Origin of the sequence: Pseudomonas sp. PGPR40 (assembly GCF_022014505.1) — a bacterium.
Classification (GTDB): Bacteria; Pseudomonadota; Gammaproteobacteria; order Pseudomonadales; family Pseudomonadaceae; genus Aquipseudomonas.
The window spans coordinates 123640-137443 of the sequence record NZ_JAKLSP010000020.1 but is presented as its reverse complement, the minus strand read 5'-3'; the positions used below and the strand labels follow the sequence as shown (position 1 = coordinate 137443).

General features: G+C 59.9%; 14 protein-coding genes. 1 reads left to right on the top strand and 13 read right to left on the bottom strand.

The genetic code is table 11. The annotated features are described in order from the left end of the window. Positions 1 to 198 precede the first annotated feature (198 nt). The 13 genes from MEB48_RS18335 to MEB48_RS18275 form a co-directional block, all read right to left on the bottom strand. On the bottom strand, positions 199 to 1149 hold the full coding sequence (locus tag MEB48_RS18335; protein ID WP_237885406.1) for a S66 peptidase family protein: 951 nt from the start codon (positions 1147 to 1149) through the stop codon (positions 199 to 201). Positions 1150 to 1399: 250 nt separating this feature from the next. Then, the gene (gene lipA / locus MEB48_RS18330) at positions 1400 to 2422 is read right to left on the bottom strand and encodes a lipoyl synthase (protein WP_007946663.1); all 1023 of its coding nucleotides are present in this window, start codon (positions 2420 to 2422) and stop codon (positions 1400 to 1402) included. Between the two features lies 1 nt (position 2423). Further along, positions 2424 to 3071 carry a lipoyl(octanoyl) transferase LipB gene (gene lipB / locus MEB48_RS18325; protein ID WP_237885405.1) on the bottom strand — a complete coding sequence of 216 codons (648 nt, stop codon included), beginning with the start codon at positions 3069 to 3071 and terminating at the stop codon, positions 2424 to 2426. After that, positions 3071 to 3346, bottom strand: coding sequence for a DUF493 domain-containing protein (locus MEB48_RS18320; protein WP_237885404.1), 276 nt, complete (start codon positions 3344 to 3346; stop codon positions 3071 to 3073). The genes lipB and MEB48_RS18320 overlap by 1 nt, the downstream gene beginning before the upstream one ends. An 80-nt stretch (positions 3347 to 3426) precedes the next feature. Then, positions 3427 to 4584 carry a D-alanyl-D-alanine carboxypeptidase family protein gene (locus MEB48_RS18315; protein ID WP_237885403.1) on the bottom strand — a complete coding sequence of 386 codons (1158 nt, stop codon included), beginning with the start codon at positions 4582 to 4584 and terminating at the stop codon, positions 3427 to 3429. A 183-nt stretch (positions 4585 to 4767) separates the two neighbouring features. Beyond that, positions 4768 to 5778 carry a septal ring lytic transglycosylase RlpA family protein gene (locus MEB48_RS18310; RefSeq protein WP_237885402.1) on the bottom strand — a complete coding sequence of 337 codons (1011 nt, stop codon included), beginning with the start codon at positions 5776 to 5778 and terminating at the stop codon, positions 4768 to 4770. Then, positions 5778 to 6788 carry a lytic murein transglycosylase B gene (mltB, locus tag MEB48_RS18305; RefSeq protein WP_237885401.1) on the bottom strand — a complete coding sequence of 337 codons (1011 nt, stop codon included), beginning with the start codon at positions 6786 to 6788 and terminating at the stop codon, positions 5778 to 5780. The genes MEB48_RS18310 and mltB overlap by 1 nt, the downstream gene beginning before the upstream one ends. 17 nt (positions 6789 to 6805) lie before the next feature. Beyond that, the gene (gene rodA, locus MEB48_RS18300) at positions 6806 to 7909 is read right to left on the bottom strand and encodes a rod shape-determining protein RodA (RefSeq protein ID WP_237885408.1); all 1104 of its coding nucleotides are present in this window, start codon (positions 7907 to 7909) and stop codon (positions 6806 to 6808) included. A gap of 34 nt (positions 7910 to 7943) precedes the next feature. Beyond that, a complete protein-coding gene (mrdA, locus tag MEB48_RS18295; RefSeq protein WP_237885400.1) occupies positions 7944 to 9836 on the bottom strand; it encodes a penicillin-binding protein 2 in 1893 nt (630 codons plus the stop codon). Positions 9837 to 9846: 10 nt separating this feature from the next. Next, positions 9847 to 10314, bottom strand: a complete 468-nt coding sequence (gene rlmH, locus MEB48_RS18290) for a 23S rRNA (pseudouridine(1915)-N(3))-methyltransferase RlmH (protein WP_003185785.1) — start codon at positions 10312 to 10314, stop codon at positions 9847 to 9849. Positions 10315 to 10323: 9 nt separating this feature from the next. Then, complete coding sequence (gene rsfS / locus MEB48_RS18285; protein WP_237885399.1) at positions 10324 to 10818, bottom strand: ribosome silencing factor; 495 nt, start codon at positions 10816 to 10818, stop codon at positions 10324 to 10326. A gap of 72 nt (positions 10819 to 10890) precedes the next feature. Beyond that, entirely contained in the window at positions 10891 to 11580 is a 690-nt protein-coding gene (nadD, locus tag MEB48_RS18280) for a nicotinate-nucleotide adenylyltransferase (RefSeq protein ID WP_237885398.1), read from the bottom strand. A gap of 1 nt (position 11581) precedes the next feature. Continuing rightward, entirely contained in the window at positions 11582 to 12853 is a 1272-nt protein-coding gene (locus MEB48_RS18275; RefSeq protein ID WP_237885397.1) for a glutamate-5-semialdehyde dehydrogenase, read from the bottom strand. A gap of 176 nt (positions 12854 to 13029) precedes the next feature. Between MEB48_RS18275 and MEB48_RS18270 the strand changes: the two genes are divergently transcribed. Continuing rightward, positions 13030 to 13728 (top strand): DNA-3-methyladenine glycosylase, encoded by a 699-nt coding sequence (locus MEB48_RS18270; protein ID WP_237885396.1) that lies wholly within the window; start codon positions 13030 to 13032, stop codon positions 13726 to 13728. Positions 13729 to 13804 lie beyond the last annotated feature (76 nt).

Here is a 13804-nt window from a genome sequence, read left to right as displayed (position 1 = left end):
AACCAAGCGAATGGCTTCCGCTTTTTCCTCGGCGTTAACAACCCGATATCCCATGATGCTTCCTTAGATCGACACTCCTACATCATGGTCCAAAAACATTGAGCCACAACAGCCTCGCTCCTACAGAAGGACGTTGATCACGCAATCTCTGTAGGAGCGAGGCTTGCCCGCGAAGACTGACTATCAGGCGCTAACGAACTACCGCCTGATCACCACATCCTGCTCCAACACCAACGTCTTGTCCCCCGCATCCAGCCTGACCAGCGCGCCCATCGGCAGCGTCAAATTCGGATCGCAATGCCCGCTACGCCATCCGGCCAGTACGGGTATGCGCAACGGTGCAAAGGTCTGCTTGAGCAATCTCTCCAGCGCGATCACGTCCACCCCCGCCACATCCCCCACCAGAACCCCGCTCAGCTTGTGTAACGTACCGGCCAGGCGCAAATGAGTCAGCAGCCGGTCGATGCGATACAGCGGCTCGTTAATGTCCTCGATGAACAGGATGACGCCCTCGGCATCGATCTCGTAAGGCGTGCCCATGGTCGCGGCGATCATTGACAGGTTGCCCCCCAGCAAACGTCCGTGAGCGATGCCGGGCTCGATTGTGGTCAACGGCCAGGCCACCGGGTGAGAAAGCACACTGCCCGCCTTTACCTGTCCGCGCAGCATGTTGAAAAACGAAAACTCAGTAGGTTGCTGCTTGTCACCCAGCAGGTCAGCGTTGAGCATCGGGCCATGGAAGGTCACGAAGCCTGCATAACGACTGATGGCCAAGTGCAGTGCAGTGACGTCGCTATAGCCGATGAACGGCTTGGCGTTATTGCGCAGTAATTCGAAATCGATGCGATCGAGCAAACGCGGCGTACCGTAACCACCACGCAGACAGATGATGGCATCGACCTCGTTGTCGGCGAATGCGCCATGCAAGTCATTGAGCCGCACCTCATCGCTGCCGGCCAGATAACCTTCTTGCTCATAAACGCCGGGAAACACGTGCAGCGCATAGCCACGAGCGCGCATCCAGGCAATGGCTTTATCGGTGTCCAGCGCTGCGGGGCCGGCGGGCGCGATCACGCCGATCAGCCCTGCAGGCGGTAAGGCCGGAACGGGAACATGAGGACAAGGGGTATGGGTCGGTCGAGCGGTCATCCATGAATCTCCCTGTGTGAACGCTTCAGCACACAGTAGTCAGGTATGGGAATAAACAGAAGAGGGTCAGTCGCACCAATGCCAGTCAGCCAAAGATAGATCGGACATGTAGGAGCCAGGCTTGCCGGCGAAGGCGTCCTTGAGAGCGCCTTCGCCGGCAAGCCTGGCTCCTACGAAAAGCGGTTCACTCACCGGCAATAAAAACGCCCGCAAGGTTAAAAATCCTTACGGGCGTTTTCTCAAAACAGGATCAGGACGACATCAGCTCGGCCTTGACCAGTTTCGCCTGCTCGTCGGCATGGTACGAGGAGCGTACCAACGGACCGGAAGCGACGTTTTTGAAGCCCATCTTGTAACCTTCCTCAGCGAACCAGGCGAAGGTGTCCGGGTGCACGAAGCGCTGCACCGGCAAGTGGCTGCGGGACGGTTGCAGGTACTGACCCAGGGTCAGCATGTCGATGTCGTGTTCGCGCATGCGCTTCATGACTTCGATAACTTCTTCGTCGGTTTCGCCCAGGCCCAGCATCAAACCGGACTTGGTCGGAATGTGCGGCATCATCTGCTTGAAGCGTTGCAGCAGGGTCAGCGACCACTGGTAATCCGAACCCGGACGCGCAGCCTTGTACAGGCGTGGCACGGTTTCCAGGTTGTGGTTGAACACATCCGGCGGCTCGGCGGCGGTGATTTCCAGCGCGACGTCCATGCGGCCACGGTAGTCCGGGACCAGGGTCTCGAGCTGCACGTTCGGCGACAGCTTGCGGATTTCACGGATGCAGTCTGCAAAGTGCTGGGCACCGCCGTCGCGCAGGTCGTCGCGGTCTACCGAGGTGATTACCACGTACTTCAGTTTCAGGTCGGCGATGGCGATGGCCAGGCTTTCCGGCTCATTGACGTCCAGTGGTTTCGGACGACCGTGGCCGACATCGCAGAACGGGCAGCGACGGGTGCAGATGTCACCCATGATCATGAAGGTGGCGGTGCCGCCGGAGAAGCACTCGCCCAGGTTCGGGCAGGACGCTTCTTCGCACACGCTGTGCAGCTTGTGTTTACGCAGCAGGGCCTTGATGCGGTCGACCTCCGGGGAAACCGGGATGCGCACGCGAATCCAGTCGGGTTTCTTCGGCAGTTCAGTGGTCGGGATGATCTTCACCGGGATGCGTGCAACCTTCTCGGCGCCGCGCAGCTTGACGCCGGCTTCAACCTTGGCACGCGGGGCCGGACGCTCGGTGACATCGAGCGTCGGGATCATGGTTTGCACTGCATCAGTAGTCATATCAGTCGATTCCGCCCGTTAGGGTCGTCTGCTCAGCATAGTCGAGGTGTTTGACGAGCTGCGCGCGCAGCCGGGCACTTACCTCGGCAAATTCAATCGATCCTGCGTGATCGCTCAGCTGGGTCATCGCCAGCCCGGCGTACCCGCAGGGATTAATCCGTCGAAACGGTTCCAGGTTCATGTCCACGTTCAGGGCCAGGCCATGAAAGGAACAACCGTGGCGGATCCGCAGACCCAGAGAAGCGATTTTCGCGCCTTCGACATAGACACCCGGTGCATCCGGCTTGGCCACCGCGGTCACGCCGTAGCTGGCCAGCAGCTCGATCAGGCATTGCTCCATGCGACTGACCAGGTCACGTACACCGAAACCCAGCTTGCGCACATCCAGCAGCAGATAGGCCACCAGTTGTCCGGGACCGTGGTACGTCACCTGACCACCACGATCGACCTGAACCACCGGAATATCACCCGGCAGCAACAAATGCTCGGCCTTGCCGGCCTGCCCCTGGGTGAAAACCGGCGGGTGTTCGACCAGCCAGATCTCGTCGGCGGCATCGCTGCCGCGCTCATTGGTGAAGCGCTGCATGGCATGCCAGACCGGCTCGTAAGCCATCTGGCCGAGTTCGCGAAAGCCCAGCGTGCCAGACATCACAACACCATTTTTACGAAGCCGGTAGCCCGCAATTCGCTGTTGATTTCGTACAGCTGTTCCTGACCAGTGGCGACGATGTGCAACTGGATCGTGGTGTACTTGCCATTAGTGCTCTGGCGCTCAACATTAAGGGCATGATTGATCTTCGCGTGCTTCTCGACAATCGCGACAATCCTGTCCTTATTGCCCACACCGGTATCGCCGATCACCTTAATAGGGTAATCGTCGTTCGGAAATTCGATCTTAGGCGCCTTTACTTCGGTATCGGTCATGGCGTAACGGCCTCGTAAGCCGTGGCAACGGACATGGCCCCACTCCGGATTGGAACGGGGCCATGCAGGTCCACACTAATTCAGTTGAACAAGCCGTAGAAGAATAGACGGATGCTATCCCACATGCGGCGGAAGATACCACCCTCGTCGACCGCGTCCAGAGCGATCAGGTCGGCGCTGTGCACCACCTTGTCGTCCAGTTTCACTTCGACTTTACCGATCACATCGCCCTTGGCGATTGGCGCGACCAGTTGCGGGGTCATGGTCATGCTGGCAGCGAGCTTTTTCAGCTGGCCTTTTGGCAGAGTCATGGTCAGGTCTTGAGCCAGGCCGGCCTTGACTTGATTGGTCGTGCCTTTCCAGACAGGTGCCTGAGCCAGCTCGGCGCCTTTCTGATAGAAGGTCTGGGTTTCGAAGAAACGGAAACCGTAAGTCAGCAGCTTCTGGGTTTCAGCGGCACGGGCCACTTCGCTGTTGGTACCGAACACCACGGCGATCAGGCGCATGCCATCACGTACAGCCGAAGACACCATGCAGTAGCCGGCTTCGTCGGTGTGACCGGTTTTCAGACCATCGACGGTCTTGTCGCGCCACAACAGCAGGTTACGGTTAGGCTGTTTGATGCCGTTCCAGAAGAACTCTTTCTGCGAGTAGATCGCGTAGTGAGCCGGGTCTTCGTGGATGATTGCGCGAGCCAGCACGGCCATGTCGTGAGCCGACGAGTAGTGCTCCGGGTTCGGCAGACCGGTCGGGTTCATGAAGTGGCTGTTGGTCATGCCCAGGTCGGCCACGGTTTTGTTCATCATGTCGGCGAACGCGTCTTCGCTGCCGGCGATGTGCTCGGCGAGCGCAACACTGGCGTCGTTGCCCGACTGAATGATGATGCCATGCAGCAGGTCGCTGACCGTCACTTGCGTGCCGACCTTGATGAACATCCGCGAACCACCGGTACGCCAGGCGTTCTCGCTGACGGTCACTGGATCGTTTTCGCCGATCTGGCCACGACGGATTTCCAGGGTCGCGATGTAGGCGGTCATCAGCTTGGTCAGGCTGGCCGGAGGCAGACGCTGGTCACCGTTGTTCTCTACCAGCACGTTGCCGCTGCTGGCATCCATGAGTACGTAGGCTTTGGCGGCCAGTTGCGGTGGCGACGGCATCATCTCGACCGCGAAAGCGGCAGGCGAGAGGAGCAGCGGGACTAGCAGGCACAGGCGTTTGGCAAAGGTGGTGATGTTCATCCGTCTCTCGAAATCGCTAATGGAAACTGCCCAAAGGCAAAACTAATCAGACAACTCTCTAAAAAGCTGTCACGTGTTCAGTTGCTCACTCTGCAACCCTTGCCGGGCTTTTGTTCTTCAACGAGCCAACAACCCGGTTCGCCCCCCAAAACCGCAAGCGAACCGTCAATCAAGTACTACGTATCACTCGGCGCTGACCAGGCTCGGCGAACCGAGATTGGCCAGCCGCACGCTGTTCTGCACCTGCTGGATTTCACCTGGCGAGCCAATCGGCCCCAGGCGCACCCGATGCAGTGTCTGTTGGTTACGCACGATCGAACTGATGAACACCGGAGCGCTCACCATCCCGCTGAGCTTCGATCTCAGGAGTTCTGCAGCGTCCGGGTTGGCGAACGCGCCCACCTGCAGATACTGGCCAGAGGCTGGTACAGAAGCGTTTTTTTTTGCATCGATCTGCACGGGTACTACGGCCGCGGCGTGTTGCTGCGGCGGTGGCGTCCATTGCTCGACGGCGCCGGCCGAAGCCGTAATTACCGGGGCGCTATTTTGCGCAACTTTCGGCTCATTAAGCATCAAGGGCGCCGGACGGCCTTTGGCGGCCCACCATTGCTGCGGATCGATGCCTTCGACCTTGACCCGCGCCGTGCCGGTTTCAGCGTAGCCGAGCTTCTTGGCGGCTGCGTAGGACAAGTCGATGATCCGGTCCGAGTAGAACGGCCCGCGGTCGTTGACCCGCAGGATGACCGTCTTGTTATTGTCCAGGTTAGTCACCCGAACGTAACTTGGCAGTGGCAAGGTCTTGTGAGCGGCGCTCATGCCATACAGGTCATACACCTCGCCGTTGGCAGTGTTCTGACCATGGAATTTGGTGCCGTACCAGGACGCAGTGCCCGAGGCCACGTAGGTTTTGGACTCTTGCTGCGGGAAATAAGTCTTGCCCAGTACCGTGTAAGGATTGGCTTTATAAGGACCGCTGTGCAGGGTCGGTGTGGCATCCGGGATGCGCGATACGTCGACATCCCACCAGGGTGCGCCATCCTTGTGAGCCCGGTTGATATCCAGGCCAGGTGCCGAACGAACGGCGGTCGGGGATTTCTGAGCCGGCGCGCGGCTGGTCGAACAACTGGCGACCAGGACCGTCAACGCGGCGAATGCCATGAGCTTCAGGGGTTTATTCATAGGCAATGCCCGCATTACTTGACGCCCCGTGCTTGGACCAGCTGTTCAGACAGTTGATGTACCGCCATGGCGTACATCACGCTGCGGTTATAACGCGTGATTGCGTAAAAATTCGTCAGGCCCATCCAGTATTCGGGGCCATTGTCACCTTCCAGGCGGAAAGCCGTGACCGGCATATCATCGCGCAGCGCATCATGACTCGACCAGCCCAGCGCCCGCAACTCCCCGACGGTTTTCGTCGGCTCGATGCCTGCGGTCAAACCTTCGTCTATCTGATCGCCACGCACATCGGCGCGGCTGACCACAGGTTCGCCGGCGACCCAGCCGTGACGCTTGAAATAACTGGCGACGCTGCCGATGGCATCAATCGGGTTGTTCCAGATATTAATGTGGCCGTCACCGTCGAAATCCACCGCATAGGCGCGAAAACTGCTCGGCATGAATTGCGGCAAGCCCATGGCCCCGGCGTAAGAGCCTTTGAGGGTCAACGGGTCGACCTGCTCTTCACGGGCCAGCAGCAGGAATTCACGCAATTCCTTGCGGAAGAATTCGGCACGGGGAGGATAGTCGAAACCCAGGGTCGACAAGGCATCGATCACCCGGAAATTACCGGTATTGCGACCGAAAAAGGTCTCGACGCCGATGATCGAGACGATCACCTGCGCCGGCACCCCGTATTCCTGCTCGGCACGAGCCAGGATCACTTCATGCTGACGCCAGAAGTCCACACCCCGGGCGATGCGCGCATCGGTGATGAACATCGGGCGATATTCTTTCCACTGTTTAACCCGCTCGGCAGGTTTGGAGATGGCGTCCAGAATCGACTGTTTGCGTTCGGCTTCGCGGAACACGCCCATCAGCTGTTCACCGGCAAAGCCATAGTCGCGGGTCATTTCACCGACGAACTCGGCCACCTGCGGTGAGCCTTCGTAATCGCCGGCCAACACTTGCTGCGCAGCCCCAAGGATGCTTACCAGGCCGATCCACGGTGCGTATCGAGTCGCCCAGCCACGCATTGCTTGCATTGAAATCTTCACCTTATTCAAACCTGTGCGATCCACTTGCGATGGGTATGGATCGACATCAAAACCCCAAACGCTGACAGTAGCGTCACCAGCGAAGTTCCTCCGTAGCTAATGAATGGCAACGGCACCCCCACAACCGGCAACAGGCCACTGACCATACCGATGTTGACGAAAACGTAAACAAAAAACGTCATGGTCAGGCTGCCCGCGAGCAATTTGCCGAACAATGTCTGAGCCTGGGCAGTAATCACCAGCCCGCGACCGATCAACAGCAGGTAAATCAGCAACAATGCGCAGATGCCCACCAGGCCGAACTCTTCGCCCATCACCGCAATAATGAAGTCGGTGTGGCTTTCCGGAAGGAAGTCCAGGTGCGACTGAGTGCCGAGCAACCAGCCTTTGCCGAACACGCCGCCAGAACCGATGGCCGCTTTCGACTGAATGATGTTCCAGCCCGTGCCCAGCGGATCACTCTCGGGGTCGAGGAAGGTCAGGATTCGCTGCTTCTGGTAGTCGTGCATGACGAAATACCACATGCCGACCGCCACCGGCACAGCCGCGGCAATCACGCTGAGAATCCAGCGCCAGCGCAGGCCACCCATGAACAGAACGAACGCGCCACCTGCGAGGATCAGCAGCGAAGTGCCGAGGTCGGGCTGACGCACGATCAGGATGAATGGCAACCCGATCAGAAACAGACTGACGCCCACATGCTTGAGCTGTGGCGGCAAGGTGCGCTTGGACAGATACCAGGCAATGGTCGCCGGCATCAGAATCTTCATGAATTCCGAAGGCTGGAAGCGGATCACCCCGGGAATGTTGATCCAGCGCGTGGCTCCCATGGCGTTGTGGCCCATGACATCCACTATCACCAGCAACAGCACGCCGATTACATAGGCGACCGGCACCCAGCGGGCCATAAAGCGCGGCTCGAATTGGGCGATGACGATCATCGACACCAGGCCGATGCCGAAGGAAGTGGCTTGCTTGGCCAGCAGATCCCAGCTTTTGCCGCTGGCCGAATACAGCACGAACAGGCTGCCAGCCGCGAGGATCAACAGCAGAATCAGCAGCGGGCCATCGATGTGCAGGCGCTGCAGCAGCGTCGCACGGCGACGCATCACATCCTCGCTGGAGAGCATGCGATCGAAATTACTATTCACGGGCCGTAGCCTCCGCACTGATAGGGCTGGCGTATTCGGCTTTCAGTCGGCCATCCTGGTCCAGGAGCCAGGCATCCATGACTTGACGCACCACAGGTGCAGCGACGCCGGAACCGGACTCGCCATTCTCGACCATCACCGACACCACGATTTGCGGGTTGTCGGCCGGCGCGAAGCCGACGAACAAGGCGTGGTCGCGGTGACGTTCCTGAACCTTGGAGCGGTCGTACTTTTCGCCCTGCTTGATCGCGACCACCTGAGCCGTACCACTCTTGCCGGCAATCCGGTATTGAGCACCGATGGACGCCTTGCGCGCCGTACCGCGGGCACCGTGCATCACCTGCTGCATGCCGTGGTTGACCTTGGTCCAGTCCGACGGGTCACGCAGGATAATGTCCGGCATTGGATTTTCGTCCACCGGCTTCGCCCCTTCGAGGGTCTTGGCCAAATGCGGACGAATCCAGACACCCTTGTTGGCCACCAGCGCCGTGGCCTGGGCCAACTGCAACGGAGTGGACTGCATGTAGCCCTGACCGATCCCGAGAATCAGCGTTTCGCCCGGATACCAGGCCTGACGCCGGGTCGCGCGCTTCCATTCCCGGGTCGGCATCAACCCCGGTGATTCTTCGAACATGTCCAGGGAGACCTTCTGGCCAATGCCGAATTTGCTCATGTACGCCGACAACCGATCGATCCCCAGCTTGTGGGCCAGGTCATAGAAGTAGGTGTCGTTGGAGCGCATGATCGCCGTGTCCAGATCCACGTAACCGTCGCCGGTACGGTTCCAGTTACGGTATTTGTGATCGTAGTTGGGCAATTGGTAGTAACCGGGGTCGTAGACCCGGGTCGATGCGGTGACCACGCCCGCATCCAGACCGGCAATTGCCACCGCCGGTTTAATCGTCGAGCCCGGCGGGTACAGACCGCGCAACACGCGGTTGAACAGTGGCCGGTCGATGGAATCGCGCAACTCGGAGTAGGCTTTGAAGCTGATGCCGGTGACGAACAGGTTCGGGTCGAAACTCGGCTGACTGACCATCGCCAGCACTTCGCCGGTTTTCGGGTCCAGCGCCACCACCGCGCCACGACGACCGCCCAGTGCGGCCTCGGCAGCTTCCTGGAGTTTGATGTCCAGGCTCAGGACGATGTCCTTGCCGGAAATCGGTTCGGTACGTTTGAGTACCCGCAGCACGCGGCCGCGGGCGTTGGTCTCGACTTCTTCGTAGCCGACCTGACCGTGCAACTCGGGCTCGTAGAAGCGCTCGATACCGGTTTTGCCGATTTGATGGGTACCGCTGTAACCCACCGGATCCAGCGTTTTTAGCTCTTTCTCATTGATCCGCCCCATGTAACCCACCGAGTGCGCAAAGTGCGCGCCCTGCGGGTAATGACGCACCAGCTGCGCGACCACTTCCACACCGGGCAGGCGGAATTGGTTTACCGCGATGCGGGCGATCTGCTCTTCGGTCAGCTCGAACAGGATGGGCACCGGTTCAAACGGTCGGCGCCCCTGACGCATGCGCTTCTCGAAGATCACCCGGTCTTCGGGCGTCAGCCCCAGCACTTCAACGATGACGTCGAGTACTTGCTGCCAGTTGCCGGAGCGTTCGCGGGTCATGCTCAGGCTGAAGCTGGGCCGGTTGTCGGCCACCACCACGCCATTTCGGTCGAAGATCAACCCGCGAGTCGGTGGAATCGGCTGCACATGGACGCGGTTGTTTTCCGACAGGGTCGAGTGGTACTCGTACTGGATCACCTGAAGGAAATACAGCCGCGCGATCAGCACCCCAATCAGCACTACAACTGCAATGGCCCCGAACACGACGCGGCCACGCACCAGACGGGCGTCTTTTTCGTGGTCCTTGATGCGGATCGGCTGGGGCATGAGGGTAGAACTACTTGTGGTAAGGGTGGCCGGACAGCACTGTCCAGGCACGATACAGCTGTTCGCCGATCAGAATCCGCACCAATGGGTGCGGCAACGTCAACGGCGACAACGACCAGCGTTGATCCGCCCGCGCACAGACTTCCGGCGCCAGCCCCTCGGGGCCGCCAACCATGAAATTCACCGTGCGCGAGTCCAGCCGCCAGCGATCGAGTTCAACCGCCAGTTGCTCGGTGCTCCAGGGCTTGCCGTGGACTTCGAGGGTGACAATGCGCTCATTCGGCCCGACCTTGGCCAGCATGGCTTCGCCTTCCTGACGGATAAAGCGCGCCACGTCGGCGTTCTTGCCGCGGGTATTGAGCGGAATTTCCACCAGTTCCAGCGCCAGCTCGGACGGAAGACGCTTGGCATATTCATGCCAGCCTTCTTCCACCCATTTGGGCATGCGTGAACCGACGGCGATCAGTCGCAGTCGCACAGCGTTCCCTTATTGCTGGTCTTTGTTGAGCTTGGTGAAATGCTCATGGGTGTTTTCCGGGCTGTGATGCGCGGCGCTGGCCGAACGGCTCTGCTCGGCACCGGCCCACAGGCGTTCCAGGTCATAGAACTGGCGCGCCGAGGCAGTCATCATGTGCACGATGACATCGTCCATGTCCAGCAACACCCAGTCGCTGTCGCCCTTGCCTTCTTCACCCAACGGCTTGACGCCCTTGGCCTTGACCGCCTCGCGAACCTTGTCCAGCATCGCGCCGATCTGGCGGTTGGACGTACCGGTAGCGATGATCATGAAGTCAGTGATGCTCTGCTTTTCACGAACGTCGATCACCTGAATGTCCTGGGCCTTGACGTCTTCCAGGGCCGCTACGGCAACCTTGACCAGCTCTTCGCCGGCCAGTGCAACGCCTGTTGGAGCCTCTACCGGCAGCGGAGCGCTCTTGAATGTACCCTTGCGCTTTACTTTGTTTACGTCTTTGTCAGTCATATAAAACTCGTTTTGCTCGTATGTTCGGGCGCTTCGATACACGCGTTCACGTGCCTTGAAGCGCGCCCTTTTTCAGTTCGACGCACGGTAGAGTCCGTGCGCATCGATGTAGGCCAGGACCGCGTCGGGCACCAGGAAACGTACCGACTTACCGCTGGCCAGCAGTTGACGGATCTGGGTGGCGGATACCGCGAGCGGCGTCTGCCAGACGAATGCAATCTGTCCGCTCGGCCCTTTGAGGGCCAGCGGGTCGTTCACCGAGCGCGCTGCCAGCAGGTTGCGCAAGGCATCCGGCGGTTCGCTGTCGGCATCCGGGCGTTGCAACACCAGGATGTGGCAATGCTGGAGCAACTCTTCCCAGCGGTGCCAAGTGGGCAGGCCGCAAAATGCGTCCCAGCCCAAAAGTAGAAAAACCTGGTCTGGGGCGGCCAGTTCGGCGCGCATCAGCTCCAGGGTATCGATGGTGTAGGACGGTTTGTCCCGCTGCAATTCGCGGGCATCCACCACCAACGGTGGCACACCGGCCACCGCGCACTTGACCATCGCCAGCCGGTCCTTCGCCGACACCTGCGGCGTACCGCGATGAGGCGGCCTGGCACTGGGTGTCAGCCGTAACTCATCGAGCGCCAGCGATTCAGCGACTTCCAGTGCACCGCGCAAATGGCCGATGTGCACCGGATCGAAGGTCCCGCCCAGTACGCCAATGCGTCGAGGCTGGGACTCGCTGGCGGTCACTTGGGTTGACGGGTCAAGGTCGCCCAAGTCAGACCGACTCCTGGCCGCGCAACTGACCGTCACCGACCACGATGTACTTCTCGCAGGTCAGACCTTCGAGGCCCACCGGACCGCGGGCGTGCAGCTTATCAGTAGAAATGCCAATCTCGGCACCCAATCCGTATTCGAAGCCATCGGCGAAGCACGTCGGGGTGTTGATCATGACCGAAGACGAATCGACTTCAGCCACGAAACGCCGGGTGTCGGCCAGGTTTTCGCTGACAATCGAATCGGTGTGATGGGAGCCGTACTTATTAATATGCTCGATGGCCTGATCCAGCCCGTCGACCACGCGGATCGAGAGGATCGGCGCCAGGTATTCGGTGTGCCAGTCCTCGATGGTGGCCGCAACGGCCTCGACGATCGCCCGGGTACGCTCGCAACCGCGCAGTTCGACGCCTTTCTCGCGGAACTGGGCAGCCATCGACGGCAGGAATTCCTTGGCGACAGCCTGATCGACCAGCAGGGTTTCCATGGCGCCACAGATACCGTAACGGTAAGTCTTGGCGTTGAACGCGATGCGCTGGGCTTTCGGCAAATCGGCGTGAGCACTGACGTAGACGTGACAGATGCCGTCCAGGTGTTTGATGACGGGCACGCGGGCGTCACGGCTGACGCGCTCGATCAAGCCACGGCCGCCACGGGGCACGATGACGTCGACATATTCAGGCATGGTGATCAGCGCGCCGACGGCGGCGCGGTCAGTGGTTTCGACCACTTGCACCACGGCAGCGGGCAAATCGGCTTCGGCCAGACCGCGCTGGATGCAGGCGGCGATGGCACGGTTGGAATGAATCGCCTCGGAGCCGCCCCGCAGGATGGTCGCGTTGCCGGACTTCAGGCACAGGCTGGCGGCATCGATGGTCACGTTCGGCCGTGATTCGTAGATGATCCCGATCACGCCCAATGGCACGCGCATCTTGCCGACCTGAATGCCCGACGGGCGATAACTCATGTCGCGAATCGCGCCGACCGGGTCCGGCAATGCCGCGACCTGGCGTAAACCGACGATCATGCCGTCGATGCGCGCCGGGGTCAGCGCCAGACGTTCCAGCAGAGCAGGCTCCAGACCATTGGCGCGGCCGGCGGCCAAATCCAGTTCATTGGCTGCGGTCAGCTCGGTGCGTGCAGCATCCAGCGCATTGGCAGCCGCCTGCAAGGCGCGGTTTTTCTGCGCGGTGCTGGCACGGCCGATCACGCGGGAAGCTTCGCGGGCGGCGCGCCCCAAACGGGTCATGTAGTCAAGAACGGACTCAGTCATGGTCTGCTGTGGTCTTGGTAAAGAGGAAAGCGGCAGATTATAGCTGTCGCGTCCCGGGACTAACAGCGGTGACGGGCGGATGGTCGAAATCGAGCGTAATTTGCCGTCGTTCAGCCGTGATTAAGCTGCAATTGTTATCATCACGACTCAATCAGCCCTGATAAACGCTGTTCATCATGACCAACCTGCCTGTTTCTGCGTCCGCTACGCGCCAGCCCAAGGGGTTGCCGGATGCATTTTTCGACCGCGATGCCCAAACGCTGGCCCGGGATTTACTGGGCAAAATCATCCGTCATCGGGTCGGCGACCTGTGGCTCAGTGCGCGAATCATCGAGACCGAAGCCTATTACTGCGAAGAAAAAGGCAGCCATGCTTCCCTTGGCTACACGGAAAAGCGTAAGGCTTTATTTCTGGATGGCGGCCATATCTATATGTATTACGCCCGCGGCGGCGATTCCCTGAACTTCAGCGCTCAGGGTCCCGGGAATGCAGTGCTGATCAAATCCGCTTATCCATGGGTCGATGAATTGAGCGGGCCGGCGAGCCTGGCGCAGATGCTATTGAACAATCCCGACGCTCAAGGGCGCCCTCGCCCCTCGCAAAAACTGTGTGCCGGACAGACGCTGCTCTGCAAGGCGCTGGGGCTGAAGGTGCCAGTCTGGGATGCCAAGCGCTTCGACCATGAAGTCCTGTTGGTGGAGGATGTCGGGCCTGCGCCCGGCCACATCATCCAGACCACACGCCTGGGCATTCCCCACGGGCGCGATGAACATTTGATGTACCGTTTTGTTGATGCGGCTTACGCACTTTACTGCACGCGCAACCCGCTGCGCCGGGGGCAAGTCGAAGGTCGCGATTATTTTTTGCTGACTTGAGACGTGCCCGGACTACAGACAAACGGGAATCCCTGTAGGAGCGAGCTTGCTCGCGAAAGCGGTGGGTCAGGCAACA

Bases quoted from the DNA above. Each gene is read 5' to 3' on its own strand.
- MEB48_RS18335 (WP_237885406.1), bottom strand. From the start codon at position 1,149: ATGACCGCTCGACCGACCCATACCCCTTGTCCTCATGTTCCCGTTCCG.
- lipA (WP_007946663.1), bottom strand. From the start codon at position 2,422: ATGACTACTGATGCAGTGCAAACCATGATCCCGACGCTCGATGTCACC.
- lipB (WP_237885405.1), bottom strand. From the start codon at position 3,071: ATGTCTGGCACGCTGGGCTTTCGCGAACTCGGCCAGATGGCTTACGAG.
- MEB48_RS18320 (WP_237885404.1), bottom strand. From the start codon at position 3,346: ATGACCGATACCGAAGTAAAGGCGCCTAAGATCGAATTTCCGAACGAC.
- MEB48_RS18315 (WP_237885403.1), bottom strand. From the start codon at position 4,584: ATGAACATCACCACCTTTGCCAAACGCCTGTGCCTGCTAGTCCCGCTG.
- MEB48_RS18310 (WP_237885402.1), bottom strand. From the start codon at position 5,778: ATGCGGGCATTGCCTATGAATAAACCCCTGAAGCTCATGGCATTCGCC.
- mltB (WP_237885401.1), bottom strand. From the start codon at position 6,788: ATGCAAGCAATGCGTGGCTGGGCGACTCGATACGCACCGTGGATCGGC.
- rodA (WP_237885408.1), bottom strand. From the start codon at position 7,909: ATGCGTCGCCGTGCGACGCTGCTGCAGCGCCTGCACATCGATGGCCCG.
- mrdA (WP_237885400.1), bottom strand. From the start codon at position 9,836: ATGCCCCAGCCGATCCGCATCAAGGACCACGAAAAAGACGCCCGTCTG.
- rsfS (WP_237885399.1), bottom strand. From the start codon at position 10,818: ATGACTGACAAAGACGTAAACAAAGTAAAGCGCAAGGGTACATTCAAG.
- MEB48_RS18275 (WP_237885397.1), bottom strand. From the start codon at position 12,853: ATGACTGAGTCCGTTCTTGACTACATGACCCGTTTGGGGCGCGCCGCC.
- MEB48_RS18270 (WP_237885396.1), top strand. From the start codon at position 13,030: ATGACCAACCTGCCTGTTTCTGCGTCCGCTACGCGCCAGCCCAAGGGG.